Genomic DNA, 18,514 nt, shown 5'->3' with positions numbered 1-18,514 from the left:
TCGCGGCCTGCGGCCTGTTCAAACTGCTCTTTCTTCCTGTGCCACAGGCACCACGCGGTCCAGGGCGTGCATCAGAACCTCGGTCCCGGCATTTTCGCGCACGGCGCCCTCGGACAGCAGCCTGCGCCACGCCCGCGCGCCGGGACGGCCGGCAAACAGACCCAGCATATGCCGGGTGATCTGATGCAGGCGTTCGCCACCGGCAATATGCGCGTCGATATAGGGCACCATCTTGTGCACAACTTCGATCGGATCGGAAACCGTGCCTGCGCCATAAATCCGCGCATCGGCCTGAGACAGGATGTCTGTCGGCTGGTGATACGCCGCCCGCCCGATCATCACACCGTCCAGTCCGGCCTCAAGATGAGCAAACGCCTGATCCAGTGAGGTTATTCCCCCGTTAATCGAGATATGAAGGTCAGGAAAGGCCTGCTTCATCCGATGAACAAGGTCGTAGTCCAGCGGCGGAATATCCCGGTTCTCCTTGGGGCTCAGACCCTGCAGCCATGCCTTGCGCGCGTGGATGGTCACACGTTTGCACCCGGCGTCAGATATCTTGTTCAGGAACTCGGGCAGCACTGTGGTCGGGTCCTGATCATCCACGCCGATGCGGCATTTCACAGTGACCTCGACACTGACGGCATCTCGCATCGCCTTGACGCAATCGGCGACGCGATCGGGTTCTCTCATCAGCACCGCACCAAACGTGCCCGATTGCACCCGATCAGACGGGCAGCCGCAGTTCAGGTTGATCTCATCATATCCGGCCTGCGCACCCAGTTTCGCGGCCGAGGCGAGCTCTTGCGGGTCCGACCCGCCAAGCTGCAGGGCCACAGGGTGTTCCTGGGGATTATAGTCCAGCAAATGCAGCGCCCCGCCCCGCACCAGTGCCGGAGCTGTGACCATCTCGGTGTAGAGCAATGCGTTGGCGCTGAGCAACCGGTGCAGATACCGGCAATGGCGGTCAGTCCAGTCCATCATCGGTGCCACGCTCAGGCGCGCACTTCTGGCAAGGTCATTCACCCTGTTATCCATGATCGAACATCCCGAAAGCCCTGCCGCCTGACATTTGGTGAGTTAGTCCAAAACTTGGGCAACAACAAGTGAGCCGAGAGAACATCCCTGTGTTGACCCCGTGGCTGTCCATTTGAACAGGGTGCAATTACACGAGCGATCCGGCATCTCAGCGGTTGGGGACGCTATCCTTGAACTTCAATGGCAGACGAGGTTCGGCCAATCGGACGCGCCTTGAAGCGTCTGCCGAAGTACGCACAGACCGGGTGTTCGGCCGATCAATCGCCGCCTCGGCATAGGCGCGCAGAACCAGATAGGCGCAGCGAGGCCCCCGGACGCCCTGCGCCAGGGCAGAGATTGTCGTGACAAGCAGATCGCGGGCTTTACGAAAAACTCCGGCTTTGGAGGGCGAAAAATACTCAAAATCAATGAAACGTATCTGAGCGCCGTCCCAACACATGTCACGAAAAGCCGGTCGCCCATGGGCCAGATTTTCAGCATGCAAACGCGCCAGCGCGCGCCCGGCCTCGCGGCAAGCGGTGGCCTTTTCAGACACGCTCAGCGTTCTGTCCTGATAGATTTTTGTCAGGCTGGGCCCGGCATCTTCCAGCGCGATGAAATCGTCACCTTCGGCCACCATCGCGGGCACAGGCACACCGCGCCGCCACAGAAATTCCCGCGCCGCGCGGTCGCGTGCAAACGCCTTTTCCGGGGCTCCTTTGACCAACCACAGGCCCGCCGAGAACCGCTCGACCCGTTTTATCCAGACCACAGACCCTTGCCGGGTCTGAACCCGCGAGACGCGTTGGTCGGTTGCATGCACCGTATTTTCAACCATGAGGCGTATTTCCAGTTCCACCTCGCTACAAAAGAAATCCTGATCAAATGCCATGCAAAGGATGTAGGTACGCACAGCCCAATTGACCAGACCCTTGGGATTTATTGGCAAATTCGCGCGATGTTCCTAGGTGCGCGCTGATTGGCAGGATTTTCACAGCTTCAAGCGCGTCAGAGGCTACAACCTTCGGCGCATCGATCCCGCAGACCAGATTTGGCGTTTTCTTGAACACCCAAGCACAACCTTTACAATATGGCTTCGCTAAATTCAGGTCTGATCAATCTTGCGGGTCATCGGTTCGCACGGGCCTCTGCATCTCGGTTATCAGATCGTCCCAATCTGATCGCTGCCGAAGGTCTCGCGCCTTCTCGCGGTGCCAATCACACGCCTGTGCGTGGAGCTTTCCCAGTTCGGGGTCAGCCATCATCTGCGCCTTGACCTGATGCATCGCAGGCATGTGTTTCAGGATCGAGCGGTCCTCGACATGGTTATGGTTCATCACGCGCCAGTAATCGATGCCCTGATCTTTGTGCACGTGATTGGTACGCCCCCTGTCCCGCTTGATCAGAAAACTGTCTGAACTGCGAACGGCATAATGATTGATACGGGCATAAGTATGTCGGAACCCCGACCACGCCCGCCATCTGACCTCGTGCGCCGGGTACAGGTTTCCACCCGCATCTCGCCAAAGCACGCCATCGTAAGGCGCATCCGGAAACGGTGCATGTTCGGGATCAATTCGGGGGCGATGCGCGCGGAGGCGATTGAATTTGCCATTGTTGCGGAATAGCGTCTTAAAGCCGTTGGCCCGTTCATGCGGAACGCGATCCTCGGGCGAGGCCCGCAGAAAAACCTCGGTCACCGGGCGATCCACGAATTCCTGCATTCCCGCCTGGCCAAACATGCGCCAACAGATCGAAATCGCATCAGCCTCGCCACTGGCCTCGACGAGGCTGCGGATGTCGCCCCCAGGCAGATGAAGGTTGATGTATTCGTCAACGTCCAGGCTCATGATCCAGTCAGAGGTCAAATAGCTGGGATGCTGGCGCGCCTGTGTGAAAGCCCGCCCTTGCGGCGTTTTCAACAGGCCATCATTGGGTTGGTGATGGGCCCAACCAAGTTCCTGAAGGCGGCGACCGATTGCATCGGTTCCGTCCTCGCAATCATTGGTGTAGATCAGGATATCGTCAAAACCGATCGCACGATGGTAAGCCACCCAGTCAATCATGAATGGCCCTTCGTTTTTCATTGTAGTTACAATGAGAAAGGTCTCATCCGTCATCTACCGGTCTCGTGCCTGCGTGCTGAAAGCTATCCCTTTGCTGTTTAGAGGACCGGTGCGCCCTTGTCCAACCGGTATGCGCCCCATTCGGGCGCATGGCTTTGGCCTTTTTTGCTACACAACCGCGCGATTTCCGGGAACAACTTCGTAACCCGGCTCTTCGGGTTCATCATCTGTCATTTCCGGTGGAAAACCGGGCGCGCGGATATCCAGACCTGTCGCTTCTTCCAGGCGTTTGATGATGTTGGGCGACAGCTCGCGTTCGCCAAACCGGGCGATGCCGTCCTCGAAAATCTTGATCATCAGCGGATTGATTTCAAGCGGCACGCCGGCACGGTCGGCCACGTCCTGAAACAGGCCAATGTCTTTCTTGACCAGATCCATCGTGAACGAGATATCGCGCGACCCGTTCAATATGACCTGACTTTCCGTCTCGTGCACAAAGGACGTACCTGACGAGATCCTGATGGCCTCATACGTCGTGTTCAGGTCCATCCCTGCGGCTTTGGCCGTCACCAGCGCTTCGGCACAGGTGATCAGGTTCGCGGTGGCCAGATAGTTGGTCATCACTTTCAGAACCGAGGCCGAGCCCAATTCGCCCGTATGCAGGATACGCCGCCCCATCTTGGTCAGAAATGGCAATATCCTTTCAAACGTTGCCCGATCACAGCCCGCAAAGATCGAGATATTGCCGGTGGCCGCGCGATGGCATCCGCCCGACACGGGGCAATCGACGGCTGCGCCGCCCCGTTCTATGACCATGGCACCCAGACGTTTGACCTCGGCCTCGTCAGTGGTCGACATCTCCATCCAGATCTTGCCCGGCCTGACCTCGACCAGCATCTCTTGCATGACCGCGTCCGAGGCGGCAGGTGATGGCAGGCAGGTGATGACAGCATCACAATCGCGCATCAGCTGCGCGGGGCTTTCAGCCGCTTTGGCACCTTTTTCGACAAATTCGGCGACCAATTCCGCGTTCAGATCGTGGACCGTCAGATCGATTCCGTTGCGCAGCAGAGATCCCGACAGCTTGCCGCCGACATTTCCCAATCCGATGAATCCTACTTTCATGTCACGCAACTCCCTATTCGCGCTTTTGGTCATGGCAGCATGTGCGGTGCAGGTATTCATGCCGCCTAGCGACGCTGTCAGGTCGCTTTTCACCCTACCGCTGCCCAAGGGGTCGTATCGCGCTTGACAAGTCGCCTGCGCGTGCCGCATGTCCCTTCTGTTGGTGTCTGTGAGAGCAGATGAAAAGGGAATGCGTCAGCGGGTTTTCCGTCAAACGCAGCCGCCCCCGCGACCGTGAACGGAGAGGGTGCCCAAAGCCACTGGCGCAAGCCGGGAAGGCGGGACATCCGACAGGGTTATACCCTGACATCCTCAAGCCGGGAGACCTGCCAACACCCGAAACTGAAACCGGACGGGGTGTTCCGGTGTTGGGTCCATGTCAATGCGTGGCCCGCATGAAACCCCGTCCCCCGAAACCTATTGGGGGGATGAGAGATGACCGACGTAACTCCGGTCGAATTGCTGGTTTGTACCACCTGTCGCCGTGGACTACCTGTCGAGGATGACGCCGAACGGCCCGGAACCCTACTGCACAAAGCGCTTGAGCAGGCGGACCTGCCACAAGGGATCACACTGAAAGCAGTGGAATGCCTGTCGAACTGTGATGAGGGCTGCTCGATCGTGCTGCGCGGCGGACCAGATCGCTGGACCTTTGTCTACGAGCACCTCAACGAATCCGACCATGTCGAAACCATCGTTGAAGGCGCGACCAAATACCTCGCCACCGAGGACGGTCTGGTCAAATGGCGCGAACGCCCCGAACATTTCCGCAAAAACTGTGCGGCCCGCATTCCCCCGATTGGAGCCCTGAAATGAGCAACTTGGAAAAACTCCCCGTTACTGTGATCACCGGCTTTCTGGGCTCGGGCAAGACCACACTGGTGCGCCACCTGATGCAGAACCCGCAGGGCAAGCGTCTGGCCGTAGTGGTCAACGAGTTCGGCGATGTGGGTGTAGATGGTGATATCCTGAAATCCTGCGCCATCCCGGATTGCCCGGCGGAAAACATCATGGAACTGGCCAATGGCTGCATCTGCTGCACCGTGGCCGATGATTTCATCCCCACGATTGAGGCACTGATGGCGCTGGAGCCGCGCCCTGATCACATCCTGATCGAAACCTCCGGCCTCGCGCTGCCCAAACCGCTGCTGAAAGCGTTCGACTGGCCGGATATCCGGTCAAAGATCACCGTGGATGGCGTGATCGCTCTGGCCGACGCCGAGGCTGTGGCCGCCGGTCGTTTTGCGCCGAATGTGGCGGCGGTGGACGCCCAGCGTCTGGCAGATGACTCGATTGACCACGAAACGCCCCTGTCCGAAGTGTTCGAGGATCAGATTTCCTGCGCCGATATCATCCTGCTGACCAAGCCCGATCTGGCCGGTCCCGAAGGTGTTGCCAAGGCACGAGAGGTCATCGCCGCCGAGGCTCCGCGCCCCCTGCCCGTGGTCGAGGTTGCCGAAGGCGCGGTTGACGTGCGCGTCGTGCTGGGGCTTGAGGCTGCCGCCGAAGACGACATGGACGCGCGTCCCAGCCACCACGATGGTCATGATGATCACGAACACGACGATTTCGAAAGCATCATCGTCGAGTTGCCGGAACAGACCGATCCTGCCGCGCTGGTGGCCAAAATCGAACGTCTGGCCAATGAGCTGAACATCCTGCGCGTCAAGGGGTACGCCGCTGTTCAGGGCAAGCCGATGCGCCTACTGGTGCAGGCCGTGGGTGCCCGCGTGCGCCATCAATACGACCGACCATGGGAGCCCGGCGAAGATCGCCGCTCGCGCCTGGTCGTCATCGCCGAACATGACGACATCAAAGAGGCTGAAATCCGCGATTTCCTTGCAGGCGTGACCGAGCCCGCCGAGTAAGTCATGCACGTTGTCTTCCGCGAAAGCCATGGGTTAGAGGAAACCGAGACCCCCACCGATCTGGGCCAAAGCCCGGCGGATCTGGTGGTGCTGTCCTTTTCCGACAGCGACCTTGGCGCTTTCGCGGCGGGCTGGCATCGTGGCGGCGGGGCCGAAGGGCGGATGCCGACCCTGCGGCTGGCCAATCTGACGGCGCTGAAACATCCTTTGTCTGTCGACACTTATGTCGAACAGACGCTGGAGGGGGCCAAGGGCATCCTGATCCGCCTGATCGGCGGGGTGCCGTACTGGTCCTACGGGTTGCAGCAGGTTCTGGCGCTGGCACAGGCCAAGGGAATCGCGCTGGCCGTCCTGCCCGCCGACGGGCGTGAAGATACGCGGCTGGACGACTATTCCACCCTACCCGTCTCGACCCTGCGGCGGCTGGCGCATTTGTGTGACACGGGTGGAGAGGTCGCGGCACAGGCCGCTCTGGCGCAGATGGCGCTGGCGGCGGGGCTCTATGCCGGGCCGGTGATGGGGGCCAAGACGATCCCGGAATGCGGCGCGTGGTGCCCCGACCGGGGCGTGATTCCGGCGGATGCCGCCTTTGCAGGCGCTGCGCACCGTATCCTCGTGACCTTCTACCGGGCCTATCTGACTTCTGCCGACACCGCGCCCGTTGCGGCGCTGATCCGCAGGTTGCGGGAACGCGGCTTTGATGCGGTTGGCCTGTTTGCCCCCTCGCTCAAAGCCCCCGCCGCCGCCGACTGGCTGCGCGAGACCATCACCGCGCTGGCCCCATCGGCGATTGTCAACGCCACCTCGTTCTCGGGCAAGGGCGCGTCGGGCACCTCGCCCCTGGATGCTGCCAACGTGCCGGTGTTTCAGGTCGCCCTCGCCACCTCGCGCCGCAAAGCCTGGGCCGAGGCCGAACGCGGCCTGTCCCCCGCCGACCTTGCCATGCATGTGGTGCTGCCCGAGGTGGACGGGCGGATCAACGCGGGCATAGTCTCGTTCAAGGAACCGAGCAAACGCGATCCCCATCTGGAATATTCCCGCTTTGCCCACCGCCCCGAGGCCGAGCGGATCGAGGCCGTCATCGACCGCGTCTCTGGTTGGCTGAGCCTGCGCGATACACCGAAGGCCGAACAGATCCCGGCGCTGGTTCTGTCCACCTATCCCGGCAAGGATTGGCAAATGGCCCATGCCGTGGGTCTGGACGCGCTGGCCTCGGCCGAGGCCATTTTGAGCGATCTTGAAACGCAGGGTTTCAAAACCGAGGATCGCGACCGACCCGATCCGGGGCTACCACCCCGGGAAACGGGTGAAGACCTTGCCGCGGAATTGCTGAACTCGCGGATTTCATGGCCCCTTGCCGATTATCAAACCACGCTTGCCGACCTGCCCGAAAACCTGCGCGCAGATCTGCAAACTGTCTGGGGCCAACCACAGGACGATCCGACATTTGCGGACGGCGCATTCCATTTCACCGCCCTGCGCCGAGGTAAAGCTCTGGTCGCATTGCAACCTGAACGTGGCACGCCTGAGCTGCGCGATGATGACTATCACGACCTGTCGCGCACCCCGCGCCACAGCTACGTGGCGTTTTACCTGTGGCTGCGCAAAGGTTTGGGCGCAGATGCTCTGATCCATATTGGCGCCCATGGTACGCTGGAATGGCTGCCCGGCAAGTCCGTCGCCCTGTGCAATGAATGCTGGCCCGAGGCGCTGATCCGCGACCTGCCCGTCATCTACCCCTTCATCGTCAATGACCCCGGCGAAGCCGCGCAGGCCAAGCGCCGGATCGGGGCCGTGACGCTGGGCCATATCCCGCCTGCGCTGAAGGAAAGCGGTACGCCCGACCGGATGGTGCGGCTGGAATCGCTGCTGGACGAATTCTCGAACGCCGATGGCCTGGACCCCAAGCGCCGCGACCGGTTGCAGGAGGATATCCGGGACGAGGCGCAGGCGATCGGGCTGGAAAACGATCTGGGTCTGGATCAGGCCACCTGCACCGCCGAGGCGATCACCCGCATCGACCGCTTTGTCTGTGACATCAAGGAAAGCCAGTTCGGTGACGGGCTGCATATCTATGGCCGCATGCCGGAGGTCATGGGCAATTTCGACCCCGCCCACTCGGCCCATGCCGAACGCAGCTCCCTGATCGATGCGCTGGCTGGAAAACGGATCGAGGCCGGTCCGTCCGGCTCGCCTTATCGTGGCCGCTCGGACGTGCTGCCAACGGGCCGGAACCTCTATACCACCGACCCCCGCTCGGTGCCGACTCGCGCCGCCTATACCCAGGGGGTGAAGCTGGCCGAGGAACTGGTGCGGCGGCATTTGCAGGAGGAAGGCGACTATCCCAAAGGTCTGATCGTCGATCTGTGGGGCTCGGCCACAATGCGCACGGCGGGGGAAGAATTTGCCATGGCGCTGCACCTGCTGGGCGTCAAACCCAACTGGGACAAGGGGTCGGAACGAGTCTCGGGGGTCGAGGTTCTGCCGATCACCGATCTCAGCCGCCCGCGTCTGGACGTGACACTGCGGGTCTCGGGCCTGTTCCGCGACGTATTCCCGACGCTGTCTGCGCTCTATGGTCAGGCCATCCGCGCCCTCTCCGCACGGGATGAGGCCGCCGACTGGAACCCCTATGCCGGTCAGGATCCAACGCCGCGCGTCTATGGCCCCGCCCCCGGCAGCTATGGCCTGAACATGACCCACCTGTCGGAAACCTACACCGACGAGGCCCGCACGCAGGCGGGTGAGGCGTGGCTGGAGGCCAGTTCCTTTGCGCTGGAAGGCGAGCATATCAGACAGGACAGGAACGGCATCACGCAGCGCGTCGCCGAAGCGGACAGCTTTGTCCACCTGCAAGACCTGACCGAGACCGACCTGTTGCTGGCCAACGACTATGCCACCCATGAGGCCGGGTTCGCAGCGGCCAAGAAGATCACCGGCGGCAGCGCGCAGCTGTACCATCTGGACAACACCAATCCCGAAAACCCGCGCGCCCGCACCCTGCCCGAAGAAATCAGCCGCGTGGTCCACGCCCGCGCCGCCAACCCCGGCTGGATCGCCGGGATGCAGCGACATGGATTCCGGGGCGCGGCGGAAATCGCGGCGACGCTGGATCACATGGCGTCTTTTGCGCATCTGTCCGGCACCGTCGCGCCGCATCTGTTCGATCTCTACCACGATGCCACGCTGGGCGATGCCGAGGTAGATGCCTTTCTGGCGCAGGCCAACCCGCAGGCCCATCAAGCCATGCAGGACCGGTTCCGCGCCTTGCTGGAGGCGGGGCTGTGGGACACGCGCCGCAATTCGATCCGCGCTGATCTGGCGGGGTTGCGATGAGCGCGCCCATCGTACAGGGCTGGTGCCCCGGCGCGCATCGGCCCATGATGTCGGGCGACGGGCTGGTCGTGCGGGTGCGGCCCCGGCTGGCGCGCCTGACGGCGGAGCAGGTCGTAGGTCTGTGTGATCTGGCGGAACGCTTTGGCAACGGCACGATCGACCTGACCAATCGCGCCAACCTGCAACTGCGCGGCGTGGACGAGGACGATCATCAGCCGTTGCTGTCGGACCTGGCCGCGCTGGACCTGCTGGATGCCGAACCGGGCATCGAGGTGCGGCGCAACATTCTGGTCTCACCGCTTTATCAGCCGGGCGATTTGACCGCGCGACTGACGCAGGAATTGATAGACCGCTTGGCGGAACTGCCCGCCCTGCCCGCCAAGTTCGGGTTTGCAGTGGACACCGGACCCGAACGCCTGCTGACAGGGAATTCGGCGGATATCCGGTTGGAGCCCGGCATGGATGGCCTGATCCTGCGCGCAGACGGGGCAAAGACCGGGCGAGCCGTCTCAGAGACTGAGGCCATCGACCAAACGATCGCGCTGGCCAAATGGTTCGCCCGGACCCACACCCCCAAGACCCGCCGCATGGCGCGTGTGGTGTCAGCCCTGCCGCAGACATGGCAGGGGAGCGCGCCAGGACCGGTTGGAACTGCGCTTGAACCCGGCGATTGTGCGCAAGGAACGCTCTACGGCGCCGTGTTCGGTCAATTGCCTGCGCGTAAGCTCACTGAGTTGATCGAGAAAAGCGGCGCGACTGCCCTGCGGGTCACGCCGTGGCGGCTGATCCTACTGGAAGGCGGGGCGGCGATACCTGCCCCAGCCTTTGTCACGGACGGCACCGACCCGCTTATGACCACCGACGCCTGCCCCGGCGCGCCGCTCTGCCCGCAGGCACAGGTGGAAACCCGCAACATAGCCCGTGCGCTGGCCCCCCGTATCCCCGGCAGCCTGCATGTTTCGGGTTGCGCTAAGGGATGCGCCCGGATGGGGGCTGCCGATATCACTCTGATCGGACATGGCGGGCGATTTGATCTTGTCAAACAGGGCCGCGCGGGGGATGAGCCCTGCCAGACCGGCCTGACCGCAGAAACACTTATGACCATGGACTTCACCTGATGCCCTACACTTACGAAACCGATGGCGCGGCGATCTATAAGCAAAGCTTTGCCACCATCCGGTCCGAGGCCGATCTGGCCCGCTTTGATGCGGATGAGGAACAGGTCGCTGTCCGCATGATCCACGCCGCCGGGATGGTCGGGCTGGAGGAGTTCGTGCATTTCTCACCCGGCTTCGTATCCGCCGCCCGCACCGCGCTGGAGGCAGGCGCGCCGATCCTGTGTGATGCGCGCATGGTCAGCGAAGGTGTCACCCGGTTCCGCCTGCCCGCCGAGAACGAAGTGATCTGCACCCTGCATGACGAAGCCGTGCGCCCTCTGGCCGCACAGATGAGCAATACGCGATCCGCCGCCGCCCTTGAACTGTGGCGGCCACATCTGAAGGGCGCTGTGGTCGCCATCGGCAACGCGCCCACCGCCCTGTTCCATCTGCTGAACATGCTGGAAGACCCCGACTGCCCGCGCCCCGCCGCCATCATCGGTTGCCCGGTGGGCTTTGTCGGCGCGGTCGAATCCAAGGATGCCTTGTGGGCTGCCCAGCCGGTTCCGTCCTGCATCGTCAAAGGCCGTCTGGGTGGCAGTGCCATCACCGTCGCGGCCGTCAACGCCATCGCGAGCCGCGCGGAATGAGCAGCGGCACCCTATACGGTGTGGGCCTCGGCCCCGGTGACCCCGACCTGATGAGTGTCCGGGCCGATCGCCTGTTGCGCAATGCCAGCCATGTGGCGTTTTTCCGCAAACCCGGGCGCAGCGGTCAGGCGCGCAAGATCGTCAACGGGATGCTCCCCGAAGGTGCCGTTGAATTTCCGATGGAATACCCGGTGACCACGGAAATCCCGGTTACGGATCCGCGCTATAACGAGCTGCTGTCCAAATTCTACGAAGACTGCGCAGATCACTTGAGGGCGCTTGTGGACCAAGGCAAGGACGTTGTGGTTCTGTGCGAAGGAGATCCTTTCTTCTACGGATCTTTCATGCATCTTTACAGTAGGTTGCGCGACTTAATTCATGTCGATGTCGTGCCGGCAATCACCGGAATGTCCGGGGCCTGGACCGCCACCGGTGACCCGATCACCTGGGGCGACGATATCCTGACCGTGCTGGCTGGAACACTGCCCGAAGAGGTTCTGGCCAAACGCATGGCCCAAACCGACGCGCTTGTGGTGATGAAGATCGGCCGCAATATCGACAAGGTAACGCGGGCGCTAAAATCAGCCGGTCTTTTTGACCGCGCCTGGATCGTGGAATACGCTCAGATGCCGAACCAAAGGGTTTGTAAACTCTCCGAGAATTGCGCGGGGATCACGCCATACTTCTCGATCATTCTGGTGCACGGTCAGGGACGACGGCCATGAGCGGATGGGTCAAGATCGCAGGCCTGGGCCCCGGCGACGAGGCGTTGATAACGCCCGAAGTCACAAATGCTTTGGCCGAGGCAACCGATGTGGTCGGATACATCCCCTACGTCGCACGTGTGGCGGAACGCCCTGGTCTGACCCTGCATGCCAGCGACAACCGGGTTGAGATCGACCGATCCCAACACGCCTTGCAAATGGCCGCCGAAGGCAAACGAGTGGTCGTGGTGTCGTCCGGCGATCCGGGTGTCTTTGCGATGGCCTCGGCAGTGTTTGAGGCGCTGGAAAATGGGCCCGACGAGTGGCGTGACATACAGATCAATGTTCTGCCGGGGATCACCGCCATGCTAGCGGCGGCGGCGCGGGCGGGTGCCCCTTTGGGTCACGATTTCTGCGCCATCAACCTCAGCGACAACCTCAAGCCCTGGGCCTTGATCGAGAAACGACTGCGGCTGGCTGCGCAGGCAGACTTCTCGATGGCTTTCTACAATCCGCGCTCGAAGTCTCGCCCGGAAGGCTTTGTTAAAACGCTGGAAATCCTACGCGAGGAATGTGAGCCCGAGCGGCTGATCCTGTTTGCCCGCGCGGTGTCGCGAGCGGACGAAACGCTGCGCATATCGACCTTAGCCGAGGCAACAGCCGATATGGCGGATATGCAGACGGTGGCGATTGTTGGCTCGTCCCGCACCCGCATGATTGAACGTGCTGGTGCGCCCATTGTCTACACGCCGCGCTTTACCCCTGATAAGGATCAGGGATGAGCCAGCCAGTCCAAAACCTGCGCAACTGTCGACAGCTCGATCCGCAGCGGCATTTCAGGTCGGTCGATCATCAGAACCGGCAGACCCAGCGCCCGCGCCGCATCCAGCTTGGCACGCGCACCACTACCACCGGCGTTTTTGGAGACCACCAATTGCGTGCCATGACGCTGCAACAAGGCGCGATCTTCGGCCTCGGAAAACGGCCCGCGCGCCACGACGACCTCTGCGTTCGGCAAGGGCACTGTGTCCGGCTCATCCACAAGCCGCAACAGGTAATGGTGCTGGGGTTGGACTGCGAAGTCTTCAATGTGCATCCGGCCGACTGCCAGGAAAACCCGCTGCGGCGCGCCAGCCAGCGCCTCAACCGCTGCAGTGATATCAGGCACATGCTGCCACGTATCACCGGGCTGAGCGGTCCAGGCCGCACGCGTCAGCGCTGCAAGCGAAATCTGCGTTTCGCGACACGCTTCAACCGCATTTCGGCTCATTTGGGCTGCAAACGGATGGGTCGCGTCCACCACATGGGTGATTTCATTCTGACGAATGTATCCGGCCAGACCCTCGGGTCCACCAAAACCGCCCACCCGAACCGGCAGTGGCTGCGGGCGCGGTTTGTCGACGCGTCCGGCATAAGAATAGACCGCCGTAATCCCTTGTTCGAAAACGGCTTTGGCCAAGGCGCTGGCCTCGGTCGTGCCGCCGAGGATCAGGAGGTTTGGCATGCGTGACGCTCCGTGGCTGACCGTATTGGGTTGGGGCGAAGATGGGCCAGATGGCCTGTCTGCCGCAAGCCGTCAAGTGCTGGACCGCGCAGAAATCATCATGGGCCCGCCCCGTCACCTGTCGCTGCTGCCAGAGGTTGGCGCGCGCCGGATCGAATGGCCGGTGCCTTACGCAGACGGTCTGACGATATTGCAAGGGCTGCGCGGGTCGCGGGTGGTTGTGCTGGCCTCTGGCGATCCGTTCTGGTTTGGCGCGGGCTCGGTCATCGCGCGAAATTTTGCCGCGGGTGAATGGGTGGCATTGCCGGGTCAATCGACCTTTTCCCTGGCCGCCGCTCGGCTGGGATGGCCGTTGGAGGCCACGCAAACCTTTGGCCTGCACGCAGCCCCCCTGACCCGCTTGCGTCCGCATCTGTCGCCGGGGCTGCGCGCCATCTTGCTGTTGCGAAACGGCGCGGCGGTGGCTGAGCTGGCGCAGTACCTGACCGAGACCGGATTTGCCGACACGCAACTGCACGTGATGGAGGCTTTGGGTGGCCCGCGCGAACGCGCCCGCTCGGTCTCATTGACCGAAGCCTTGCTGGGCTCGTTTGAACACCCGGTATGTGTGGGCCTTGAGGTCGCGGGTGAGGGCCGGGCCTTGCCCAAAGCATCCGGAAAACCCGACGAGATTTTCGAAAGCGACGGGCAGATCACCAAACGGCCAATTCGCGCCCTGACCCTGTCGGCACTGGCGCCGCAACGGGGTGAGCATCTTTGGGATATCGGCGGCGGGACCGGATCGATCAGTATCGAATGGTTGATGTGTGACCCCAGCCTGACCGCAACCACGATCGAACCACGCGCGGATCGCGCGGAACGTATCCGGCGCAATGCCGACGCTTTGGGGCAGGACCGGCTGAGCGTTGTGCACGGGACCGCGCCAGACGCGCTGGATGGGCTTGCCCTGCCGGATGTCGTGTTCATCGGCGGCGGGCTGAGCGATGATCTGCTGACCTCGCTGCAGGGTGTCTTGCCCAACGGAACCCGGCTGGTCGCGAATGCAGTAACGCTGGAAAGCGAGGCGATATTGGCGGCTTGGCAGGCCAAGCTGGGCGGCACTTTGCTGCGCATCGAACTGTCTCATGCAGCACCGCTTGGCCCAAAACGCGGTTGGAAGTCGGCCTATCCGGTGGTGCAGTGGAGCGTCACGCTATGATCGTCGCAGGATTTGGATTTTCAACCGCCGCAACCGCGGAAAGCTTGCGGTCAGCCTATGACTCGGCAGCCGCAGATCACGCGGTGGACGCCTTGGCGACAGCTGCCGGCAAGCAGGGGCATCCCGCATTGGTGAAATTGGCAGAAACACTAGCCCTGCCCCTGCATCTGGTTGCGCCCGCCGATCTGGCCGAGCAGCGCACCCTGACCTGTTCCAACCGCAGCCGGGCAACTCATGGCACCGGCAGCGTGTCCGAGGCCTCGGCGCTGGCTGCTGCCGGTGCGGGTGCGCGGTTGTTGGCGCCAAGACAGATATCACACGACCGGCTGGCCACCTGCGCCATCGCCATCGGAGGACAAACATGACCGTTCATTTCATCGGCGCCGGACCGGGCGCCGCCGACCTGCTGACCCTGCGCGGGCGCGATATCATCGCCTCTTGCCACGTGTGCCTTTACGCGGGATCGCTGGTGCCAGAGGAAATTTTGGGCCACTGCCCCGAAGGCGCAAAGATCATCAACACCGCGCCGATGGATCTGGACCAGATCATGGCCGAGATCGAAGCCGCCCATCAGGCCGGTCACGACGTCGCGCGGCTGCATTCGGGCGATCTGTCGGTCTGGTCTGCCATGGGCGAGCAGATCCGACGGTTGAAAGCGATGGGCATTCCGGTCAGCGTGACGCCTGGTGTGCCGTCTTTTGCTGCCGCTGCCGCCGCGCTTGGGACCGAATTGACCCTGCCCGGGCTGGCGCAATCAGTGGTGCTGACCCGGACACCGGGCCGCGCCTCGTCCATGCCAGAGGGTGAAACGCTGGAAAACTTCGCGCGCACCGGGGCAACGCTGGCTATTCATCTGTCGATTGGCAATCTGGACAGTGTCATCGCCGATCTGACCCCGGCTTACGGGGCCGATTGCCCGGTGGCCGTTGTCTATCGCGCAAGCTGGCCGGATGAACGGATCATCCGCGCCACTTTGGAGACCTTGAAAGAAGCATTGGACGAGAGCATCTCGCGCACCGCCTTGATCATGGTGGGTCCCGCGCTAGCCGGTGAAGGGTTCGACGAAAGCTGTCTGTATTCCAAAGATTATGACCGCCGCTATCGCCCGCAAAGCGCCGACAGCCCGTGGTCAAGCTGGAGCCCCGAGGATGAATGACCCGATGACGAACCCTCCGGGCCTTTTGATCTCGGCGCCGTCCTCTGGGACGGGCAAGACAACGGTCATGCTGGGCCTGCTGCGAGCGCTGGCCGAAGACGGGTTGGCCGTGCAGCCGTTCAAGAGCGGGCCAGACTATATCGACCCCGCCTTTCATCGCGCGGCGGCGGGTCGGGCCTCGTTCAACCTGGACAGTTGGGCCATGGGCCCGCCGCTGCTGAACGCCATCTCGTCACAGGCTGACGGTGCGGATATCGTGGTCGCCGAAGGCTCGATGGGCCTGTTCGACGGTGTGGCCAAACCCGGAGAGCTGGGGCATGGAACCAGCGCAGAGACCGCGCTGCGCATGGGCTGGCCCGTGGTTCTGGTGCTGGATGTAGGCGGTCAAGCGCAATCGGCGGCGGCCACGGCACTGGGGTTCAAGATGTACAACCCCGATCTGCCATTTGCCGGCGTGATCCTGAACCGATGCGCCAGCCCCCGGCACGAACGCTTGACCCGGCTTGGGATGGAGCGCGCGGGCCTGCCCGTGCTGGGTGTGCTGCCCCGGCGCGGTGATCTGACCTTGCCCGAACGGCATTTGGGTCTGATCCAAGCGGTCGAACATCCTGATCTGGAAAGCGCCATTGTGGGTTATGCTGCGTTTCTGCGCGAACACGTCGATCTTGAGGCGATCAAACGGGCGGCGTCCTCAGGCCCGATTGGGCCATCGTCCGCCGCGCTGCCGCGGCCCCCGGCCCAACGCATCGCACTGGCGCGGGATGCGGCGTTTTCGTTCACCTATCCGCACCTGCTGGAAGGATGGCGCACAGCGGGCGCCGAAGTGCTGCCGTTTTCGCCGCTGGCGGATGAGGCTCCGAGCCCGGATGCCGACCTGGTCTGGTTGCCCGGTGGGTATCCCGAGTTGCATGGCGGCACGCTGGCTGCGGCGCAAAATTTCCAGTCCGGGTTGCGCAAACATGCCCAGACCAAACCCGTGCATGGCGAATGCGGTGGCTATATGGCGCTTGGGCAGGCATTGATCGATAAGGACGGCATAAGCCACCAGATGGCGGGGCTGCTGGGTTTGGTGACTTCCTATCAGAAGCGCAAGTTCAACCTGGGGTATCGCAAGGCCGAACTGATCGCGCCCATGCCGGGCTTTGAAGCCGGCAGCGCCCTGCGCGGGCATGAGTTCCACTATTCATCCATCGTTGAACAGCCCGATGGACCGCTGGCACGGGTGTTTGACGCGGAAGGCGCAGAAGGGCCGCAAACAGGCTCGGTCCGCGGTAACGTCACCGGCACATTCTTCCACCTGATCGCCGAGGCACAGGCATGAGCGGGTTTGTCTCGTTCGTCGGGTCAGGGCCCGGCGATCCCGAGTTACTGACCTTGAAGGCCGTAGATCGGTTGCAAAGAGCCGATGCGGTTCTGTTCGACGACCTCTCCAGCGGTCCGATTTTGGGGCATGCGCGCGCAGATGCCGATCTGGTTGGTGTGGGCAAGCGGGCTGGCCGCCCCTCACCCAAACAGAACCATGTGAGCCGGTTGCTGGTCGAATACGCCCAGACCGGTCAGCGGGTGGTTCGACTAAAGTCGGGCGACGGCGGCATGTTCGGACGGCTGGAAGAAGAGCTTGTCGCTTTGCGCGAAGCTGGTATCGGCTATGAGATTATCCCCGGGGTGCCCTCGGCCGTCGCGGCAGCCGCGGCAGCAGGAATACCGCTGACTCGACGCTTGACGGCACGGCGGGTGCAGTTTGTCACCGGGCACGATGTCAGCGGCAAGTTGCCCGAAGACCTGAACCTGACGGCGCTGGCCGATGGCGATGCCACCACCGTTGTGTTCATGGGCAAACGCACTTTCCCGCTGCTGGTTGACACGCTGCATGCACATGGTCTGTCGCTGGATACGCCTGCCCTGTTGGCCGAGGCGGTGTCGACCCCCGACCAAGTGCTGCACCGGACAACAATTGGAGCGCTGTCCGAAAAGCTGCGCGCCGAGTTTGGGACAGCCCCGGCCTTGATCCTCTATGGTCCGCTTGCGGAGTTCGACGATGGATGAGCTGGTCCTGATTGGCATCGGAACCGGCAATCCCGATCACGTGACGTTTCAGGGCGCCGAGGCTATTCGCGCGGCTGACCTGATCTTGATCCCGCGCAAAGGGGAGAACAAGGCCGATCTGGCAGGAGTTCGCGAGCAGATCATCGCGCAAGTGGTGGAGAACAAACCACAGCTCGCCTATTTTGACATTCCCAAGCGCAGATCGGATGACGGGTATCTGCAGGGGGTTGAGGCGTGGCACGATGCAATCGCGATACGCTGGCAAGAAGCCATCGCCGCACATCCTGACGCCCATCGGGTAGCCCTGCTGATTTGGGGAGATCCGTCGCTCTATGATAGCTCGCTGCGCATTGCAGCGCGGCTTTCTCCACAGCCGAAAACACGGGTGATCCCCGGCATCACTGCCCTTCAGGCACTGACTGCGGCACATGCCATCCCGATCAACGACCTCGGCGCGCCCTATGTTGTCACGACCGGTCGGCGGTTGCGTGATGAGGGTTGGCCCGACGGCGCCTCGAAAGTGGCGGTCATGCTGGACGGAGAATGTTCGTTCCAGACGCTGGACATGGCGGAGTATGAGATCTGGTGGGGGGCCTATGTGGGCATGGCCGAAGAGATTCTGATCAGCGGCCCGCTGTCGGATGTGTCGGGGAAAATCCTTGAAACCCGTGCCAAAGCGCGCGCCGATCACGGTTGGATCATGGATATCTATTTGCTGAGCCGGACAAGCTGATCCAACCGGGTGCCAAC

General features: G+C 62.4%; 18 protein-coding genes and 1 riboswitch. Of the genes, 13 read left to right on the top strand and 5 right to left on the bottom strand.

Features of this window, described 5'->3' with window-relative positions; all coding sequences use genetic code 11:
• Positions 1–18: 18 nt before the first annotated feature.
• The 4 genes from dusA to ACR0AG_RS04550 all read right to left on the bottom strand — a co-directional run bounded on the left by dusA (position 19) and on the right by ACR0AG_RS04550 (position 4,238).
• On the bottom strand, positions 19–1,035 hold the full coding sequence (gene dusA, locus ACR0AG_RS04565; RefSeq protein WP_480836809.1) for a tRNA dihydrouridine(20/20a) synthase DusA: 1,017 nt from the start codon (positions 1,033–1,035) through the stop codon (positions 19–21).
• Positions 1,036–1,183: 148 nt separating this feature from the next.
• Complete coding sequence (locus tag ACR0AG_RS04560; protein WP_480836808.1) at positions 1,184–1,927, bottom strand: hypothetical protein; 744 nt, start codon at positions 1,925–1,927, stop codon at positions 1,184–1,186.
• 202 nt (positions 1,928–2,129) lie between these two features.
• Complete coding sequence (locus ACR0AG_RS04555) at positions 2,130–3,101, bottom strand: glycosyltransferase family 2 protein (protein WP_480836807.1); 972 nt, start codon at positions 3,099–3,101, stop codon at positions 2,130–2,132.
• Positions 3,102–3,248: 147 nt separating this feature from the next.
• Entirely contained in the window at positions 3,249–4,238 is a 990-nt protein-coding gene (locus ACR0AG_RS04550; RefSeq protein WP_480836881.1) for an NAD(P)-dependent oxidoreductase, read from the bottom strand.
• Between the two features lie 111 nt (positions 4,239–4,349).
• Positions 4,350–4,553, top strand: a riboswitch (cobalamin riboswitch).
• An 87-nt stretch (positions 4,554–4,640) separates the two neighbouring features.
• On the opposite strand from ACR0AG_RS04550, the gene ACR0AG_RS04545 reads away from it, so the two are divergent.
• From ACR0AG_RS04545 to cobJ, 7 genes are read left to right on the top strand one after another with little or no spacing between them, the layout of a single operon-like run.
• The gene (locus tag ACR0AG_RS04545; protein WP_480836805.1) at positions 4,641–5,021 is read left to right on the top strand and encodes a DUF1636 family protein; all 381 of its coding nucleotides are present in this window, start codon (positions 4,641–4,643) and stop codon (positions 5,019–5,021) included.
• Positions 5,018–6,073 carry a cobalamin biosynthesis protein CobW gene (gene cobW, locus ACR0AG_RS04540; RefSeq protein ID WP_480836803.1) on the top strand — a complete coding sequence of 352 codons (1,056 nt, stop codon included), beginning with the start codon at positions 5,018–5,020 and terminating at the stop codon, positions 6,071–6,073. The genes ACR0AG_RS04545 and cobW overlap by 4 nt, the downstream gene beginning before the upstream one ends.
• A gap of 3 nt (positions 6,074–6,076) precedes the next feature.
• Entirely contained in the window at positions 6,077–9,409 is a 3,333-nt protein-coding gene (gene cobN / locus ACR0AG_RS04535) for a cobaltochelatase subunit CobN (protein WP_480836801.1), read from the top strand.
• A complete protein-coding gene (cobG, locus tag ACR0AG_RS04530) occupies positions 9,406–10,527 on the top strand; it encodes a precorrin-3B synthase (protein WP_480836799.1) in 1,122 nt (373 codons plus the stop codon). Before cobN ends, cobG begins: the two co-directional genes overlap by 4 nt.
• A complete protein-coding gene (locus ACR0AG_RS04525) occupies positions 10,527–11,156 on the top strand; it encodes a precorrin-8X methylmutase (protein WP_480836797.1) in 630 nt (209 codons plus the stop codon). Before cobG ends, ACR0AG_RS04525 begins: the two co-directional genes overlap by 1 nt.
• Complete coding sequence (locus tag ACR0AG_RS04520; RefSeq protein ID WP_480836795.1) at positions 11,153–11,881, top strand: precorrin-2 C(20)-methyltransferase; 729 nt, start codon at positions 11,153–11,155, stop codon at positions 11,879–11,881. Before ACR0AG_RS04525 ends, ACR0AG_RS04520 begins: the two co-directional genes overlap by 4 nt.
• Positions 11,878–12,642, top strand: a complete 765-nt coding sequence (cobJ, locus tag ACR0AG_RS04515) for a precorrin-3B C(17)-methyltransferase (RefSeq protein WP_480836794.1) — start codon at positions 11,878–11,880, stop codon at positions 12,640–12,642. Before ACR0AG_RS04520 ends, cobJ begins: the two co-directional genes overlap by 4 nt.
• Here the strand turns inward: cobJ and ACR0AG_RS04510 are convergent.
• Positions 12,633–13,364: a cobalt-precorrin-6A reductase gene (locus ACR0AG_RS04510; RefSeq protein WP_480836792.1), complete on the bottom strand. Its 732-nt coding sequence runs from the start codon at positions 13,362–13,364 to the stop codon at positions 12,633–12,635. The genes cobJ and ACR0AG_RS04510 overlap by 10 nt on opposite strands.
• On the opposite strand from ACR0AG_RS04510, the gene cbiE reads away from it, so the two are divergent.
• The 6 genes from cbiE to cobF are packed head-to-tail and all read left to right on the top strand — an operon-like array spanning position 13,363 to position 18,497.
• Positions 13,363–14,562: a precorrin-6y C5,15-methyltransferase (decarboxylating) subunit CbiE gene (cbiE, locus tag ACR0AG_RS04505; protein ID WP_480836790.1), complete on the top strand. Its 1,200-nt coding sequence runs from the start codon at positions 13,363–13,365 to the stop codon at positions 14,560–14,562. The two genes, ACR0AG_RS04510 and cbiE, sit on opposite strands and share 2 nt — an antisense overlap.
• Positions 14,559–14,927: a cobalamin biosynthesis protein gene (locus ACR0AG_RS04500; protein WP_480836788.1), complete on the top strand. Its 369-nt coding sequence runs from the start codon at positions 14,559–14,561 to the stop codon at positions 14,925–14,927. The genes cbiE and ACR0AG_RS04500 overlap by 4 nt, the downstream gene beginning before the upstream one ends.
• On the top strand, positions 14,924–15,718 hold the full coding sequence (gene cobM / locus ACR0AG_RS04495) for a precorrin-4 C(11)-methyltransferase (RefSeq protein ID WP_480836786.1): 795 nt from the start codon (positions 14,924–14,926) through the stop codon (positions 15,716–15,718). The genes ACR0AG_RS04500 and cobM overlap by 4 nt, the downstream gene beginning before the upstream one ends.
• Entirely contained in the window at positions 15,711–17,039 is a 1,329-nt protein-coding gene (locus tag ACR0AG_RS04490) for a cobyrinic acid a,c-diamide synthase CobB (protein ID WP_480836784.1), read from the top strand. The genes cobM and ACR0AG_RS04490 overlap by 8 nt, the downstream gene beginning before the upstream one ends.
• Entirely contained in the window at positions 17,036–17,764 is a 729-nt protein-coding gene (cobA, locus tag ACR0AG_RS04485) for a uroporphyrinogen-III C-methyltransferase (RefSeq protein ID WP_480836783.1), read from the top strand. The genes ACR0AG_RS04490 and cobA overlap by 4 nt, the downstream gene beginning before the upstream one ends.
• Positions 17,757–18,497 (top strand): precorrin-6A synthase (deacetylating), encoded by a 741-nt coding sequence (gene cobF, locus ACR0AG_RS04480; protein WP_480836781.1) that lies wholly within the window; start codon positions 17,757–17,759, stop codon positions 18,495–18,497. The genes cobA and cobF overlap by 8 nt, the downstream gene beginning before the upstream one ends.
• The last annotated feature ends 17 nt before the right edge of the window (positions 18,498–18,514 follow it).

This window comes from Ruegeria sp. H6 (assembly GCF_056532975.1).
The sequence above is the reverse complement of the archived record's forward strand: the minus strand, read 5'-3'. Positions and strand labels throughout refer to the sequence as shown.

Bases quoted from the DNA above. Each gene is read 5' to 3' on its own strand.
- dusA (WP_480836809.1), bottom strand. From the start codon at position 1,035: ATGGATAACAGGGTGAATGACCTTGCCAGAAGTGCGCGCCTGAGCGTG.
- ACR0AG_RS04555 (WP_480836807.1), bottom strand. From the start codon at position 3,101: ATGAAAAACGAAGGGCCATTCATGATTGACTGGGTGGCTTACCATCGT.
- ACR0AG_RS04550 (WP_480836881.1), bottom strand. From the start codon at position 4,238: ATGACCAAAAGCGCGAATAGGGAGTTGCGTGACATGAAAGTAGGATTC.
- ACR0AG_RS04545 (WP_480836805.1), top strand. From the start codon at position 4,641: ATGACCGACGTAACTCCGGTCGAATTGCTGGTTTGTACCACCTGTCGC.
- cobW (WP_480836803.1), top strand. From the start codon at position 5,018: ATGAGCAACTTGGAAAAACTCCCCGTTACTGTGATCACCGGCTTTCTG.
- cobN (WP_480836801.1), top strand. From the start codon at position 6,077: ATGCACGTTGTCTTCCGCGAAAGCCATGGGTTAGAGGAAACCGAGACC.
- cobG (WP_480836799.1), top strand. From the start codon at position 9,406: ATGAGCGCGCCCATCGTACAGGGCTGGTGCCCCGGCGCGCATCGGCCC.
- ACR0AG_RS04525 (WP_480836797.1), top strand. From the start codon at position 10,527: ATGCCCTACACTTACGAAACCGATGGCGCGGCGATCTATAAGCAAAGC.
- ACR0AG_RS04520 (WP_480836795.1), top strand. From the start codon at position 11,153: ATGAGCAGCGGCACCCTATACGGTGTGGGCCTCGGCCCCGGTGACCCC.
- cobJ (WP_480836794.1), top strand. From the start codon at position 11,878: ATGAGCGGATGGGTCAAGATCGCAGGCCTGGGCCCCGGCGACGAGGCG.
- cbiE (WP_480836790.1), top strand. From the start codon at position 13,363: ATGCGTGACGCTCCGTGGCTGACCGTATTGGGTTGGGGCGAAGATGGG.
- ACR0AG_RS04510 (WP_480836792.1), bottom strand. From the start codon at position 13,364: ATGCCAAACCTCCTGATCCTCGGCGGCACGACCGAGGCCAGCGCCTTG.
- ACR0AG_RS04500 (WP_480836788.1), top strand. From the start codon at position 14,559: ATGATCGTCGCAGGATTTGGATTTTCAACCGCCGCAACCGCGGAAAGC.
- cobM (WP_480836786.1), top strand. From the start codon at position 14,924: ATGACCGTTCATTTCATCGGCGCCGGACCGGGCGCCGCCGACCTGCTG.
- ACR0AG_RS04490 (WP_480836784.1), top strand. From the start codon at position 15,711: ATGAATGACCCGATGACGAACCCTCCGGGCCTTTTGATCTCGGCGCCG.
- cobA (WP_480836783.1), top strand. From the start codon at position 17,036: ATGAGCGGGTTTGTCTCGTTCGTCGGGTCAGGGCCCGGCGATCCCGAG.
- cobF (WP_480836781.1), top strand. From the start codon at position 17,757: ATGGATGAGCTGGTCCTGATTGGCATCGGAACCGGCAATCCCGATCAC.